Origin of the sequence: Thiohalocapsa halophila, assembly GCF_016583825.1 — a bacterium.
GTDB classification, from domain to species: Bacteria; Pseudomonadota; Gammaproteobacteria; order Chromatiales; family Chromatiaceae; genus Thiohalocapsa; species Thiohalocapsa halophila.
This window is the reverse complement of record NZ_NRRV01000010.1, coordinates 40,872-54,852: the sequence shown is the minus strand read 5'-3', so window position 1 is coordinate 54,852 and position 13,981 is coordinate 40,872. Positions and strand designations below refer to the sequence as shown.

The following is a 13,981-nucleotide window of genomic DNA, read 5'->3' as shown; positions in this document are numbered from 1 at the left end:
GGCAGAGTTCTGTGTACTGACCGAGCGATAAGCCAAGATTTGCAACGGGCTAATTTTCGCAACTATCAGTTTTTGAGGTTGGTCGCCCAAAAAAAGCGATTTGAAAATTGTGATTTTAGCTATTCAGAATTCGACGCCGCATATTTGAGACGCTGTGTCTTTGAGGACTGCAAGTTCATCGGCTGCCGATTCTCTAGCTCCAACTTGAGTGGCTCGCAGTTCCTAGGGTGCGATTTCGAGTATGCGACATTCTCCAATACACTCATTGATCCTGAGGTGTTGGAATTCGGCCTTCCAGGGCGCGAGAATCTTCAGCTTAGATTTGCCCGGGCACTGCGAATCAATTACGCCCAGATTGGGGACACGCAGGCGGCGAACAAGGCGATACAATGCGAACTCTCGGCAAATCGCGTCCATTTGTTCAAGGCATGGGCGTCACGAGAATCCTACTATCGCAAACACTACAGAGGTTTCAAGCGTTTTCGTCACTTTCTAGAATGGCTTTCTTTCATAATCTTAGACTTCTCCTGGGGCAACGGCGAGAGTTGGCTTAAGCTGTTTAGAACTATCGCCATTGTTGTAGCCGCTATTGGTCTTGGCCAGGTTTATTACTTGGGAGATTGGAAAGTACTTTCTGATTATCGGGAGGCGCTTCTTGCGGCGCCTGGGATATTCCTTGGGGTGGACAACGCGCCGCAAGGATACTCAAGTATGGTGTTAGCGGGTATCGCGGCGACTCGATATATCCTGTTTGCTTTCTTAGTCTCGATTTTGGTCAAGCGGCTGGGGCGAAGATGATGCATATCTATGCGTTTGGTTCTATTTGCCGGGGGGATGTCTTGCCGGACTCCGACGTAGACTTGCTCGCGGTGCTGGATAAGCGGGACTCCAGATTCAATCCAAAAAAGTTCTCTATCTATTCTTACAAGAGATTGACCAAGCTATGGAAGCTAGGTAATGCTTTCGCGTGGCATTTAGCGCTAGAAAGCAGGTTGCTTTTTGCTGAGGATGGGGCAGACTTTGTGCGCGACTTAGGGTTGCCTGCGCCATACACGAGCGGCCTGCAGGATTGCCTCCGTTTCCTCAATTTATACACTCAGGCGGCAATAGCAATAAGGAACGGCACTCCGAGTGTCGTTTTCGAGCTATCCACAATTTTTCTTGCTATTCGGAATATTGCTACATGTTACTCACTTGCCAAACTGAAGAAACCAACTTTCGGAAGAGATTCGGCTCGACAGCTCGGAGCGAGTAGTATCCCAATCAATGGTGCGGCATACACTACACTCATGCGGGCTCGAATCTTGTCCACCAGGGGGTCGGGAGAAGAAATAGAGGCTTCTGATTTCTCTATTGTGCTAACGAGCCTTTCGGAAGTCCAGGGCTGGATGGAGGGGCTATGTTTGGAGATGAAGTCTGATGGATGAATTTGTTGACAGAATGGACGTGCAGCGACGTGTGCTTCATCTTATCAATTCATCTCGATGTTGGCCGCAGAGGTTGCATGGATTGTCGCGGTCGGCCCTGAACCGTTGGGCGGCAGCGAATGGACTCGCATCTTCGGCGAGTGTCGTGCTGTTACTTACTAAGATATCCAATGAGTTGTTCTTTATGGCGACCCACAGCCAAGAGCCGCTCGAAGAGGAGCATGAGGCCCACAGTACTCGCGCGAAAGAACTCCTGCGAACATTGGAGGAGATTCTGATTAGAACTCCTCCGGACTCCGCATAATCCCGATTCGTGCTGGGTGGCACGGAAGCATCGAAATGTCTTTTGAAGAATTCTGGGGCAGACCGGGATATGAGCTGCCTACTGTCTCCGGCAGATGCGTCCTGTGCCCTACCGACAAGTTGTTCGAGTGTCTGACCATAGTTGCACGTACTACGACCAGCAGGCTCATACCTTCTTCGACGGTACCGTCGAAGTCGACATGACCCCGCTTTACGGCCGCTTCCTGCCGCTGTTGGGGGACGGGGCGGCGATTCTCGACGCCGGCTGTGGCTCCGGGCGCGATGCGCTGGCCTTCGCGAAGCTCGGCTACTCGGTGACAGCCTTCGACGCGTCGCCTGCCTTGGCCGCACTGGCCGAGAACCACACCGGTCAGCCGGTGTACTGCCTGCGTTTCCAGGACATCACCTGGCAGGAGCAGTTCGACGGCATCTGGGCGTGCGCCAGCCTGCTGCATGTGCCGACCGTGGAGCTGCCGGACGTGATGGACCGACTCCGCGCGGCGCTCAAGCCCGGCGGCATCCTCTACGCCTCCTTTAAGTACGGTAGCGGGGAGCGGGAGCATCACGGCCGGCACTTCACCGATCTGGATGAGCCGGGGCTGGCGGGCCTGTTGGATCAGGTGCCGGGCCTGGAGCCGGTGGAGACCTGGGTTACCGGCGACCTGCGCCCGGGCCGCGAGGCCGAGCGCTGGCTGAACACGCTGCTGCAACGGACGGACTGAGCTTGCGGCCGTTCCTGACCACCGGCGGGACGGCCGATCCGTTTCTGCCTCACCTGCTGGAGGCGATTCGCGGCGCCGACCAGATCGATCTGGCGGTGGCCTTCATCAAGTCCAGCGGCCTGGCGATGATCTATCAGGCGCTGGACGATGCGATCGAGATTCGTGGCGCCCGACTTCGGGTGCTGACCAGCGACTATCTGCACGTCACCGATCCGCAAGCGCTGCGCAGGCTGATGCTGCTGGCGGAGCGCGGCGCCGATGTCCGGGTGTTTCAGGCCGAGCGGGAGAGCTTCCACCTGAAGGCTTACATCTGCACCAAAACCAGCGCGGGCGAGACGGTCTGGGGTGCGGCCTTCGTCGGTTCCAGCAACCTCAGCCGCACGGCGCTGACCGACGGACTGGAGTGGAACCTGCGGGTGGCGCCGACGGACGACGCCGATTCCTCCGACAGCAGACGATTCCGCGAGATTCGCGACCAGTACGAGGCCTTGCTTGCCCATCCGCAGGTCCAGGCTCTAGATTACCCCTGGATCGAGCGCTACGAGGCGCGTCGGCGCTTGGTGCAGTACCTGCCCGTCGCGGCCGGCTGCGAGGAGCCCGAGGAACCGCCGCCGGAGCCATCGGAGGTCCAGCGCGAGGCCCTGGCCGCGCTGGCGGAGACCCGCGATAAGGGCTTCCGGCGGGGCCTGGTGGTGATGGCCACCGGTCTCGGCAAGACCTACCTGGCCGCCTTCGACAGCCAGAGGATGGGCGCGGCGCGGGTGCTGTTCGTCGCCCACCGCGAGGAGATCCTGATGCAGGCGGAGGCCAGCTTCCAGCGCGTGCATCCAGGCGCGCGCGTCGGCCACTACACCGGGGCCCGCAAGCAGACCGACGTCGACCTGCTGTTCGCGTCGGTGCAGACGCTGGGCCAGGCGCAGCACCTCGAGCGCTTTGCGCCGGACCACTTCGATTACGTGGTGATCGATGAATTCCATCACGCCGCGGCACCCACCTACCGCCGGCTGCTGCAACACCTGCGACCGCGCTTCCTGCTGGGGCTCACCGCGACGCCGGAGCGCACGGACCAGTCGGACATCCTGAGCCTCTGCGACGACAATCGCGTCTACAGCCGGTACCTGTTCGACGGCATCGAGCTCGGGCTGCTCTGTCCCTTCCGCTACTTCGGCATTTTTGATGAGACCGTCGACTACCGCGAGATTCCCTGGCGCAACGGGCGTTTCGACCCGCAGGCGCTGGAGAACAAGCTCGCCACCCAGGGCCGCGCCCGCCACGCGCTGCGGTACTGGCGCGAGCAGGGCCGGGAGCGCACCCTGGGCTTCTGCGTGTCCCGCAGCCATGCGGACTTCATGGCAGACCGCTTCCAGCGCGAGGGCATCCGTGCCGCCGCCGTCTATCGCGGCTCGTCCCTGGCGCGCAGCGAGGCGCTGGAGCGGCTGGAACAGGGGCGGCTCCAAGTCATCTTTTCCGTGGACCTGTTCAACGAGGGCGTCGACCTGCCCGCCATCGACACCGTGCTGATGCTCCGCCCCACGGAGTCCAAGGTGCTGTTCCTGCAACAGCTCGGCCGCGGGCTGCGCCTGCACCCGGAGAAGGAACACCTGGTCGTGCTGGACTTCATCGGCAACCACCAGGGCTTTCTGAACAAGCCCCAGGCGCTGTTCGATGTGGGCAGCAGCTATCGCCAGCTCGCCGAGTTCGGCCGTCGCGCCCGCGACGGTCAACTGAAGTTGCCGCCCGGCTGCTTCGCCAACTACGACCTGGCCATCATCGACTTCCTGATCCGACTCCAGGGCAAGGGACCGGCGACCGACTACCAGGCGCTGCGCGACTCCCTGAATCGTCGGCCGACACTGGCGGAGTTCTACCGCAGCGGGTCCAGCATGCAGGGCCTGCGCAAACAGCACGGCCACTGGTGGGCGCTGGTGGCCGACCAGGACGATCTGACACCGGACGAGGCCGCCTGCCTGGACCGCCACGCGGGCTTCTTCCGCGAGGTGGAGACCACCAGCATGACCAAGTGCTTCAAGGCCGTGCTGCTGGAGTCCATGCTGGACCTGGACGGCTTTCGCCAGCCGCCGACGGTCGAGGCCCTGGCCGCCCAGGCGCTGGAGGTCTTTCGCCGCCGACGCCGCTTCATCGACGACATCCACAAGGACCTTCGGCAGGTCGACGCCGTGGACGAGCGCAAATGGCTGACCTACTGGAAGGGCAACCCCATCAATGCCTGGACCGGCGGCAACCGCAAGGACGACGCCAAGCACTGGTTCGAGGTGGCCGAGGGCCGATTCCGGCCGACCTTCCCGGTGGACGACGGCGAGCGCGCGACCTTTCAGGCGATGGTGCAGGAGCTTGTCGACTACCGGCTCGCCGCCTACGAGCCGCGCCTGGCGAAGCCGACCGACGCCGTCACCGCCACCGCGGAAGAGCCCAAAGAGGGCGCACAGATCCTGGATTTCCCGCAGCCCGCGGCGGCCAACGCCATCGAATCCCCGGAAGGCACCGAGCTACCTTACTTCCCTGATCTGCGCATTGCTTGCGGCCACTTTCGCACTGGGAGCACGGAGGTGGAAGAAACCTACCGCGTTCCGCCGGGCCATGGCCGTGTCGACCCGGGCCGCCACTTCGTGGCCCGCGCCCGGGGCAACTCGATGAACGGCGGCAGGAACCCGGTGTGCGACGGCGACTACTTGCTGCTGGAGCTGGTCGATCCGACCAAGGCCGGCTCCATCACCGGCAACGTGATGGCCATCGAGCGACAGGACGCGACCGGCGATGACCAGTACCTGCTGCGCATCATCACCAAGCAGCCGGATGGCCGCTATGTGCTCAAGGCGGCGAACCCCGACTATCCTGACTTCGATGCGAACGAGGAGATGCGTCCGTTGGCCCGATTGCTTGCGTCTTGGAGCGAGGACGGCTGAGCGGAAACCGCGGACAGACCACGGATAGTCGACTACGCCGCGGCTTGGCACACGAGACTGACGCGCACCTCGTCATAGGGTAGATGCAGCTTTCCGTCGTTGCTCCGGTCGATGAGCCCGAATTTCACCATCGTCTCTGCATCAGCATGGACGCTGTCACGGTCCCGTCCCACGCGCCGCGCACGCTGGCCCAGCTCCAGAGGCCCTGCACCGGTGAGCGCCTTGAGGATGCGCCAGCGGTTCGGAGTCAGCATAGCCAATAGTGCTTCTTCGCTGTGGAAGGTGTATCGACAGCCTTGAGGCTCGCCGCGAAAGGCTGCCCGCAAGCTCGCCTTGACTGCGTCCAGGTCCGCAACATCAATGATGAGTGTGGTCATCGGTCCTTCTTTACAGTTTCCTGAGGTGGACCTGGGAATCCGCCCTCAGCCCTTCCAGATCGGTCATCCAGCGATGAGGGGGTAGTTTTCCGGTGACTTGATCGTTGCTATACCGAGATCGACGTCCAGATCGGGCCAGTAAAGGTGCCCGGGATGGGGCTGCTCGAGGTTGAAAATCGATGCGACCGGGGCGTCGCGAAACCACGGGAAGTCATCGAAGGACAGAAAGTGCTCTTCACCCTCGAAGAGCAGCCAGAACCCGTGGATGCTGATGTTGGTGATCTCAGGTTCCGAAATGTCGGCGCCAAGCGGCGCAGAGCTCGCCATAGTTTGCCTCAATCGTGCTTTGTATCTGCTTTATCTGGGCTTGGGAGAAGCGGTAGCTCTGCGCCAGCTCAACGACCGGCTCCAGCCAGAACTTGGCCTCCCCGTCCGGACTCGTCACGTGGACGTGCATTCGGGTTTCTTCTCTCGAGAAGAAGTGGAAGCGAAGTTTCGCCTCGCGAAAGACTGTTGGATTCATGGGCTTGCCGATTCCGAGAGCCCAGCGCGCTGATGGTAGGCCTTCAGCGCAGTATTGGCCAAGTCCCTGATTTTCTGGCGTGCATCCTCGTCCCTGATCCGTTGCCAGAGCGCCGAAGCAAACCGCAGCCGCGATGCATCCCGATCATAGGACAGGAACCCGCGCTGCGCGAACTTCTTGAACGGCATGGTGAGGACGAGTTGTCGGATGTCCGTCTCGGTCAGCTCGTCGACCCGGGCCATGCGGGCGCGCGGCTTCTCGACGGACAGGCCGGCAGCCTTGCGGTCAAGATAGAAGTCGCGGAAGGCGAGCGTCAGCCGGTTGATCGGGACGCTGCCGTCGTCGTCGACGGTATCGAGCAGGCAGCGCAGCAGGACCGGCTTGTAGCTGGCGGCCATGTCCATCTCCTCGCAGAAGGCGAGGAAGCGCTCGCGGATGTTGGCGGCGGTGACGGGCGTGAGGCCGTAGCGCTCGCCGATCTCCTGCTTGCGGTCTTTGTGGAAGTAGAGGTAGCGGCGGCTGCCGATGGTGAGGTCATGGTCCGGGTTCAGGTCGGAGGCTAAGACCTTGCCGCGGAGGTAGCCCTCGGAGGCGGCCAGGGCCAGCTCCAGCTCGGCCACGGTGAGCATGTCCTTGACGACGTTCTGCCAGTCGAAGATGTCGATCTCCTCCAGGCGCTCGGTCCAGAGGCCGAGGTGGAGCACCAGGGGGTCGCCGGGGCCGTTGGTGTCCTCGTCGGCGATGCGATCCTCCAGCGCCAGCACCAGCCGGCCGGGCCGGTAGATGCGGGTGCCGGTCAGGCGGTGCAGGTCCCAGCTCTGGTTGTAGCGCCCGGCGTTGTCGACGAAGTCGAAGACCAGCAGCGACTCCTTGCCGGGGGCCTTGCGGGTGCCGCGCCCGAGTTGCTGCATGTAGATGATCTTCGACAGCGTCGGGCGGGCCATCAGCAGGACCTCGATGTCGGGGCAGTCCCAGCCCTCGTTCAGCAGGTCGCAGGCGCAGAGCATGAGCACCTCGCCCCTGGCGAAGGCGGCGAGGGCCTCGTCGCGCTCGCGCGCCGGCATGCTGCCGGAGACGGAGCGGGCCGGGACGCCCTGCTCGCGGTACAGCTCGGCCAGGGTCTCGCCATGGCGGACGTTGACGCAGAAGGTGACGCCCTTGCGCCCGCGCACGTGCTCCAGGTAGGTCTCGACGATCAGCGCGTTGCGGGCCGGGACGGTGATGCTGGTCTCCAGGTCTTGGCGGTTGTACTGGACCTCGTTGAAGCGAACCTTGGTGAGATCGACGTTGGTCTTGACGCGGATGCAGCGGATGGGGACCAGCTCGCCGCGCTCGATGGCCTCCTTCAGGGTCAAGCGGTGCGCGGCGTTGCGGAACAGCTCCAGCACCGGCTTGCCGTCGGGGCGTTCCGGGGTCGCGGTGAGCCCCAAGGTGAAGGCCGGTGTGAAGTGGCGGAGCAGCTCGCCGTAGCTGCCGGCGGTGGCGTGGTGGGCCTCGTCGATGATCAGGTAGCGGAAGCGCTCCGGGGCGATGTCGCCGAAGCGGTTGGCCAAGGTCTGCACTGACGCACAGACCACATGCCGCTCGGGCTGCCAGCGACCGGCCTCGATGCGGCCGTTGTCCACGTCGGGCCAGAGCCTGGCGAATTCGCGGCCGGTCTGGTGCACCAGGGTCTTGCGGTGGGCCAGGTAGAGCACCGGGCCGCCGACGCGCTTGGCGTCCTCGATGGCGGTGACGGTCTTGCCGGAGCCGGTGGCGTGCTCCAGCAGCGCGATGGTCTTGCCCTCGGCGCGGATCAGCGCCAGCCAGTCCAGCGCATCCTGCTGGTGATCGCGCAGGTTGAAGCGCGCCTCGGCGCCGGCCTGCTTCGGCAGGAAGTCGTCCAGCTCCAACAGCCCCGGCAGATGCGCCAGGAACAGCTCCAGCTGGGCCTTGACCCGGTCGGCGCGGCGTGCCAGTTCGTGATCGGTCCAGCGGTAGACCTGCCAGCCCTGATGGATCAGGCTGTTTTGGCGCAGCAGGTCGTCCTCGTACTTGGCGCGGTCGAAATCCGGCGGCTGGTAGTGGGCCGGGCCATCCACCTCGAAGGCGATCTTGCGCTGGGCGGCGCGCAGCGCGAAGTCGATGAAGCGCGGGGTGCCGTCGATGTCGAGGAACGGGAATTCGGGGGCGAGCAACTGGGTCTTCTCCAGGCCGAAGACCTCGGCGAACAGGGCAACGAAGTCGTCCTCGGCCTGGCTCGACTGGGCGGCGCGGTCCAGCAGGGGCGCGTCGGCCGGCTCGCATTGGTCCGCGCCGGGAGGCGATTGCTTGGCCATCAACGCGGGCTCCAGTAGTCGGCCAGCGCCGGGAAGATGCGGCGGATGCCGCCCCGGGGATCGGGCTGGTCGCCCTGGTAGCGCGGAATCACATGCCAGTGCAGGTGCATGACGGTCTGGCCTGCCGCGGCGCCGTCGTTGACGCCGATGTTGAAGCCGGCCGGATGATGCTCAGCGCGCAGCCGCTCCGCGGCAAGGCGGATCGCCAGCCAGATGTCGGCCATCTCGGCTTCGGTCGCCTCGAAGGGGCTCGCGATATGGCGCTTCGGGATGATCAGCGTGTGCCCCGGTGAGACCGGGAACCCGTCTTCGATGGTGATGACCCGATCGGTCTCGGCGACGATGCGGTCCTTCGGGACGGCGCAGAATACACAGGCCGGGCGGGCTTCGTTGGTCATGCCGTTGACGGATTCCGGGCAACGTTCAGCTGAGGACCACAAGATAACCGGATCGCACGCCATATGCCCGACGGAAACATGCCGTGCTTGACGGGAAAGGAACCTCGCGCGAGGGAGCCGGCCTTCTCAAGGTCGCCAGGTTCAGAACGACCGCTCGCGCTCCTGGCAGGCAGACGCACTCACGGCTTCGCCAACTGATCACTCACGATGCGGTTGAGGCTGACATTGGCCTCGGCGGCCCGGATGGCCAGTCGGCGGTGGAGCTCCGGCGTGATGCGCACCTGGAAGCGGCCGGAGTACTCGCGGTCCGCGATGGGCTGAGGTGGCGCTTCTCCGCTGGCCTGCATATCGGTGACGATGTCGGCCACCAGTTGGGTGATGCCGGACAACGCCTCGGCTTGGCCCTCATCGAGGTGGGAGAGACTGGGGAATTCTGCGCACAGACCGACGAACTCCTGGTCTTCTTCCGACCAGATGACGCGGTAGGTGTAATGTTTGGGGTCAACCATCTTGGAGCCTGTCGATTCCGCCCATGCCGATAGTGTAGGTGCATTATTGCAACTGAACAAGCAAGCCTCGTCGGGCATCGGCAAGCGCGCCGGCAACAAACGCTACCTGCACGTCGATGCACTCCCGGAGCCGGCGGACGGCCCGGACGCCTCGGCCTTGCTCGCATCACTGGCGGCCGCGGAGGAGATCGCCCAGGTCCGCCGGGGCGAGCACTTCAATCTGGTGCGGGTGGACGCGAGCGGCAACGAGATGGCGTTGCTGCATTACCCCGGGTTCTCGACGGAACCGTTTCCCTCGCTGGCCGCGAGCTGGCGGGTGGATCTGGAAGCGGGCACCGCGGACTTCCGCACCTACGCGGACTCGTTGAACCCGCCGATCCTGCACCGCAAGGAGCTGCTGCTGCCGGCGGATGATCCGCGCCGGGAAGCCTGGGCGGCGCTGACGGCGGCCTGCGAGTCGGTGGGCTTGTTCGATGACCCGCGGCGCATCGGGTACAAGCGCCAGTGGGAGCAGCTGGTGCGCGAGCGCGGCTATCGGGTGGTGGATCATGCGCTCGTGCCCATCGGCAACGACGACGGAGCGGACGGGGTCGAGGACGCGGCGCAAGGTCTGTCCGCCGGACCACTGGCTGGGCCGACGGGCTGGTCGGCGGCGCGGCATCGCACGGCATTGAGCCGCTACGGCTTCTCAGCACCAGTCCAAAGCCTGGCCCGCAACGGCCTGCTTGATGGCTCGCTCAGCCTGTTCGACTACGGCTGCGGGCGCGGCGACGATCTGCGGGGCTTGCGGGAGAACGGCATCGATGCCCGGGGTTGGGACCCGTACTTCGCGCCCGATGAGCCGGTGGTCGGGGCGGACATCGTCAACCTGGGCTTCGTCATCAACGTCATCGAGGACTTCCGCGAGCGCCTGGAGGCCCTGACCCGGGCCTGGTCGCTGGCCCGCGGGCTGCTGGTGGTGTCGGTGATGCTGGCCAATCAGAACGACCCCCGCGGCGAGCGCTTCCGCGAGGCGCTGAAGCAGACGGTGAGCAATGCCCTGCGCGATCGCCGCTTCCCGGTGGCGGGCTTCGACGCGCCGCCGTCGGATCGCCTGCGCCAGAGCGCAAAGCGGATCTTCTTCCGAGACGCGTTGGCGGGCGTTCATCGATCAATGGTCCGTCACCGAGTCTCTGCAGGAGCAGGTCAAGCTGGCGAAGGAGGCCAAGCAGTGGCGTGAGCGCGAGCCGGTGCCGCCGAGCTTGGCGGTGGATTACCAGCGCCTGTCATCCGAGGTCGATCAGGCCGCCAGGCGGCTGTTCGAGACGCAACGCGAAATCAAGAAATGGTTCGACGAGGTCGAGGAGGCTGTTCGGCGAGAGAGCGTGCACCACGCGCTGCGTTACGGGGCCGCCGCCCTGCACCGGCAGCAGGCGATGTCCAAGAGCGGTGCCTGGCCACGGGCGATGATGGACGAGTGCGAGCAAATCATCGAGTTCGCACGCGAGGTGATTGAGCCCGGCATCCAGCGCTTCACCTTGACGCAGCATTGCGGTGCCGCCCAACAGATCGCCGCCTTTCGCGAAACCATGCAGAGCGAAGTAGGTTGGCTGAAGGATCTGGGGTATCTCGCGGAGGCGAATAGGCATTTAACGCAAGGACAACGGGTCATCCACTCGATAGAGCTTCGCGCTGAGTGGCAGGACACGCTAGCGCGCTGTCAGGATTATCCGCGCCAGCCGACTCCGGGCGCATCAACCCCGGGCCAAGATCTGACTGACGAGATCAAGCAGGGCGACGAGCTGCTGGAGGTTCTCGGGACGATCCCCGCGACGGTCCTATCCGATGCCGAGAAGCACGCACACCGCAGCACGATCTCGACCCGCCAGGGTGTGCTGAAGCAGTCCGTCGACGAGCGCAATGCGGCCCTGACGGCGCTCGACGATCTGCGCATCCTCAACGCCGAGATGCTTGCCGAGGCCCGCGCCGAAGTGGAGCGAGTACGCCTGCTTTTTGTCGGCCGTCGAGACGAGGAGCAGATCAATGATCTGGCCAAGCTCATCGACCGGATCAAGGCCGACATGGTGGCCTGGGACGCAGGAGCCGTCAGCGTGGAGCGCCTATCCGAGCTGCTGACCGACCAGCTCACCCATCAGCTCGGGGACCTTCAAGTCTGGCTGGAGCAGATGGACATCGAACCGCCGATGCAGTGGGATCTGGAGACCATCTACCGGGCATTGGCGGCCGAGCAGGTGGAAGGTGCCCGACGCCGCTCCACGGATTGGTTGCGGCCCCGGTTGCTGGACGATGACGCCATCGCACAGATGGACCAGGCACGGTGCGATGCACTGGTGCAGGAGCTGGCGAATGCGCCGGGCTACCTTGCCGATGCCGACGCCAGTGTCGTTGCCCGACAGCTCGCGGCGCTGCGCCAACGGCAGGCCACGCTGGCGGAGCAAGGGCGAGCGGCCAAAGTTGCGGCCTGGAGGGCGCAACTCGCCCCCGCCCAGCAACCGGCGGCGCTGGACCGCGCCAGTACCGAGGCCCTGCTCAAGACCTTGGAGAACCCGCCATGTCTGCTTGCGCCCGATGAGACATCCTGGCAGCGTACCGTTGCCGCCGGGTTGACGGCCCGCCTGGACGAGCTGAGCCTGGACGATCTTCTGGAACGGATCGCGCGGCTGTCGCCGGAGCTGCGCGGGCAACTGCTGAACCGATTGCAAGAGTTGGTCCGAAGGGCTGATATCTTCGCAATTCTTCGGAGCCAAGAGGCGACTGTTTGCATGGACGCGGACGCTGTTGCCCGGTAGTTTCTTAGAGCCAAGCCGTGGAGGCCTGCCCATGAGCGTTGCAGAGTTGGCATACGAGCAGATCAAGACACTCCCTGAGAGCCAGGCGCGTGAGGTGTTAGTCTTTATCGGTTATCTCAAGGAAAAGACCGAGCGAGCGGAATGGCAGGACCTGATGGCCGCCCAAGCGGCATCGCTCGCTGCCGTCTGGGATAACTCGGAAGATGAGGTTTGGAATGACCTATAGGCGCGGTGATTTGGTCCTTGTGCCGTTTCCATTCACTGACCTGTCGTCAGAAAAGCGTCGACCAGTGCTGGTGTTGGCCGATCCCGACGGCTACGGCGACTTCCTGGCGGTCGCGGTGACGTCGCGGCCGCACCATACCAACGCCATCGCCATCCGGGATCAGGACATCAGCAGCGGCGCGCTTCCCGCAACGAGTTGGGTGCGTACCGATAGGGTGATTACCTTGAATGCTTTTCTAGTAAGCAAGGTTTTTGGGTCTGTAAGCGACGTGTTCGCAGATCGAGTGGTGCGCGGGGTTTGCTCACGGGTCGGTATCGATACAGCTGCGGGCGGGTCGAACAAAGAAACATAGGTCGGTCCAAAGGCATCATCGCTATCGGCGCGCGCCACCTCACCCCGTGGCAGGCCGCGACCTGCGACACCAGACGACGAGAACGGCCAGACTCGTGCAACTCCGGCTCGATAACCAGACTCCGAGCGCCGTCGGCAAGACCGTGGGGCGTAAGCGCTATGTCCATGTCGACACGCTCCGCACCGGGCCGGGCGGAGACGTCGACGGCGCCCTTGCGGAGCAGCTTGCCGCGGCGGAGCAACTCGCCGGCGTCAGCCGGGGCGAGCACTTCAACCTGGTGCGTATCGATGCGGATGGTGCGGAGCTGGCGCTGCTGCATTATCCGGGCTTCGTCGATGAGCCCTTCCCAGCGCTTGCGCAGAGTTGGCGGGTGGACCTGGCGGCCGGCACCCTGGGCTTTCGCACCTATGCGGATTCACTGAATCCGCCCATCCTGCACCGCAAGGAGCTCCCGCTGCCGGCGGATGACCCGCGCCGGGAGGCCTTGGGCGGCGCTGACGGCGGCCTGCGAGTCGGCGGGGTTGTTCGATGACCCGCGGCGCATTGGGTACAAGCGCCAGTGGGAGCAGCTGGTGCGCGAGCGCGGCTATCGCGTCGTGGACCATGCGCTCCTGCCCCTGGGCAACGACATGAGCCAGTGGTCGGGGCGGATATCGTCAACCTCGGCCTCGTCATCAACGTCATCGAGAACGTCGACGAGCCCCTGGAGGCCCTGACCCGGGCCTGGTCGCTGGCCCGCGGGCTGCTGGTGGTGTCGGTGATGCTGGCCAATCAGGGCCACCCTGGAGCGCTCGGCCGAGGCGCGGCGCGATGATCTCTTGGTCTATTTCGCCCTGGACCAGTTCGGCCGGCGCAAGCCCTACAAGCATCTGGAACCCGGCCTGGAGCGCGACATCAAGGCCTTTTTCGGCGATTACACCACCGCCCGCACCCAGGGGCTGGCGCTGCTGATCCTCGCCGGCGCTGGCGCGCGCCATCCGCGCCCGGGGCGGTGGCCCCATCGATCCGAAGCGCGACCAGCACGCGGCGCATGAGCACAACCGGCAGATTGTCCTGATGCGCACGGGGCCGAGCGGGCGCCTGGTGCCGACGGTGATCGGCTTGGACGGGTTT

The 13,981-nt window shown here is 64.2% G+C and carries 16 protein-coding genes; 10 read left to right on the top strand and 6 right to left on the bottom strand.

Annotation, left to right across the window (positions count from 1 at the left end; all coding sequences use genetic code 11):
- The first annotated feature begins 78 nt into the window (after positions 1–78).
- From CKO31_RS06060 to CKO31_RS06045, 4 genes are all read left to right on the top strand, one after another.
- Positions 79–798, top strand: coding sequence for a pentapeptide repeat-containing protein (locus CKO31_RS06060; protein ID WP_200234989.1), 720 nt, complete (start codon positions 79–81; stop codon positions 796–798).
- On the top strand, positions 795–1,427 hold the full coding sequence (locus CKO31_RS27610; protein ID WP_200234987.1) for a nucleotidyltransferase domain-containing protein: 633 nt from the start codon (positions 795–797) through the stop codon (positions 1,425–1,427). Before CKO31_RS06060 ends, CKO31_RS27610 begins: the two co-directional genes overlap by 4 nt.
- Before the next feature lie 431 nt (positions 1,428–1,858).
- Positions 1,859–2,452 carry a class I SAM-dependent methyltransferase gene (locus tag CKO31_RS06050; RefSeq protein ID WP_322789101.1) on the top strand — a complete coding sequence of 198 codons (594 nt, stop codon included), beginning with the start codon at positions 1,859–1,861 and terminating at the stop codon, positions 2,450–2,452.
- A gap of 2 nt (positions 2,453–2,454) precedes the next feature.
- Positions 2,455–5,376, top strand: a complete 2,922-nt coding sequence (locus tag CKO31_RS06045; protein ID WP_200234983.1) for a DEAD/DEAH box helicase family protein — start codon at positions 2,455–2,457, stop codon at positions 5,374–5,376.
- A gap of 32 nt (positions 5,377–5,408) precedes the next feature.
- Here the strand turns inward: CKO31_RS06045 and CKO31_RS06040 are convergent, their stop codons facing one another.
- The 6 genes from CKO31_RS06040 to CKO31_RS06015 form a co-directional block, all read right to left on the bottom strand.
- Positions 5,409–5,753, bottom strand: a complete 345-nt coding sequence (locus CKO31_RS06040) for an HVO_A0114 family putative DNA-binding protein (RefSeq protein WP_200234981.1) — start codon at positions 5,751–5,753, stop codon at positions 5,409–5,411.
- A gap of 63 nt (positions 5,754–5,816) precedes the next feature.
- Positions 5,817–6,080 (bottom strand): DUF2442 domain-containing protein, encoded by a 264-nt coding sequence (locus tag CKO31_RS06035; RefSeq protein ID WP_200234979.1) that lies wholly within the window; start codon positions 6,078–6,080, stop codon positions 5,817–5,819.
- Positions 6,037–6,276 (bottom strand): DUF4160 domain-containing protein, encoded by a 240-nt coding sequence (locus tag CKO31_RS06030; protein WP_200234977.1) that lies wholly within the window; start codon positions 6,274–6,276, stop codon positions 6,037–6,039. The genes CKO31_RS06035 and CKO31_RS06030 overlap by 44 nt, the downstream gene beginning before the upstream one ends.
- On the bottom strand, positions 6,273–8,594 hold the full coding sequence (locus CKO31_RS06025; RefSeq protein WP_200234975.1) for a DEAD/DEAH box helicase: 2,322 nt from the start codon (positions 8,592–8,594) through the stop codon (positions 6,273–6,275). Before CKO31_RS06025 ends, CKO31_RS06030 begins: the two co-directional genes overlap by 4 nt.
- On the bottom strand, positions 8,594–8,992 hold the full coding sequence (locus CKO31_RS06020) for an HIT family protein (RefSeq protein ID WP_200234973.1): 399 nt from the start codon (positions 8,990–8,992) through the stop codon (positions 8,594–8,596). Before CKO31_RS06020 ends, CKO31_RS06025 begins: the two co-directional genes overlap by 1 nt.
- Positions 8,993–9,171: 179 nt before the next feature.
- Entirely contained in the window at positions 9,172–9,501 is a 330-nt protein-coding gene (locus CKO31_RS06015; RefSeq protein WP_200234971.1) for a type II toxin-antitoxin system HicB family antitoxin, read from the bottom strand.
- Between the two features lie 46 nt (positions 9,502–9,547).
- On the opposite strand from CKO31_RS06015, the gene CKO31_RS06010 reads away from it, so the two are divergent.
- The 6 genes from CKO31_RS06010 (at position 9,548) to CKO31_RS05985 (ending at position 13,902) form a co-directional block, all read left to right on the top strand.
- Positions 9,548–10,720, top strand: coding sequence for a DNA phosphorothioation-associated putative methyltransferase (locus CKO31_RS06010; RefSeq protein ID WP_200234969.1), 1,173 nt, complete (start codon positions 9,548–9,550; stop codon positions 10,718–10,720).
- A gap of 1,601 nt (positions 10,721–12,321) precedes the next feature.
- A complete protein-coding gene (locus CKO31_RS06005; protein ID WP_200234967.1) occupies positions 12,322–12,516 on the top strand; it encodes a hypothetical protein in 195 nt (64 codons plus the stop codon).
- Positions 12,506–12,868, top strand: a complete 363-nt coding sequence (locus CKO31_RS06000; protein ID WP_200234965.1) for a type II toxin-antitoxin system PemK/MazF family toxin — start codon at positions 12,506–12,508, stop codon at positions 12,866–12,868. Before CKO31_RS06005 ends, CKO31_RS06000 begins: the two co-directional genes overlap by 11 nt.
- A gap of 94 nt (positions 12,869–12,962) precedes the next feature.
- Positions 12,963–13,400 carry a hypothetical protein gene (locus tag CKO31_RS05995; RefSeq protein WP_200234963.1) on the top strand — a complete coding sequence of 146 codons (438 nt, stop codon included), beginning with the start codon at positions 12,963–12,965 and terminating at the stop codon, positions 13,398–13,400.
- 105 nt (positions 13,401–13,505) lie between these two features.
- Positions 13,506–13,682: a hypothetical protein gene (locus CKO31_RS05990; protein ID WP_200234961.1), complete on the top strand. Its 177-nt coding sequence runs from the start codon at positions 13,506–13,508 to the stop codon at positions 13,680–13,682.
- Between the two features lie 4 nt (positions 13,683–13,686).
- Complete coding sequence (locus tag CKO31_RS05985) at positions 13,687–13,902, top strand: hypothetical protein (protein ID WP_200234959.1); 216 nt, start codon at positions 13,687–13,689, stop codon at positions 13,900–13,902.
- Positions 13,903–13,981: the final 79 nt, after the last annotated feature.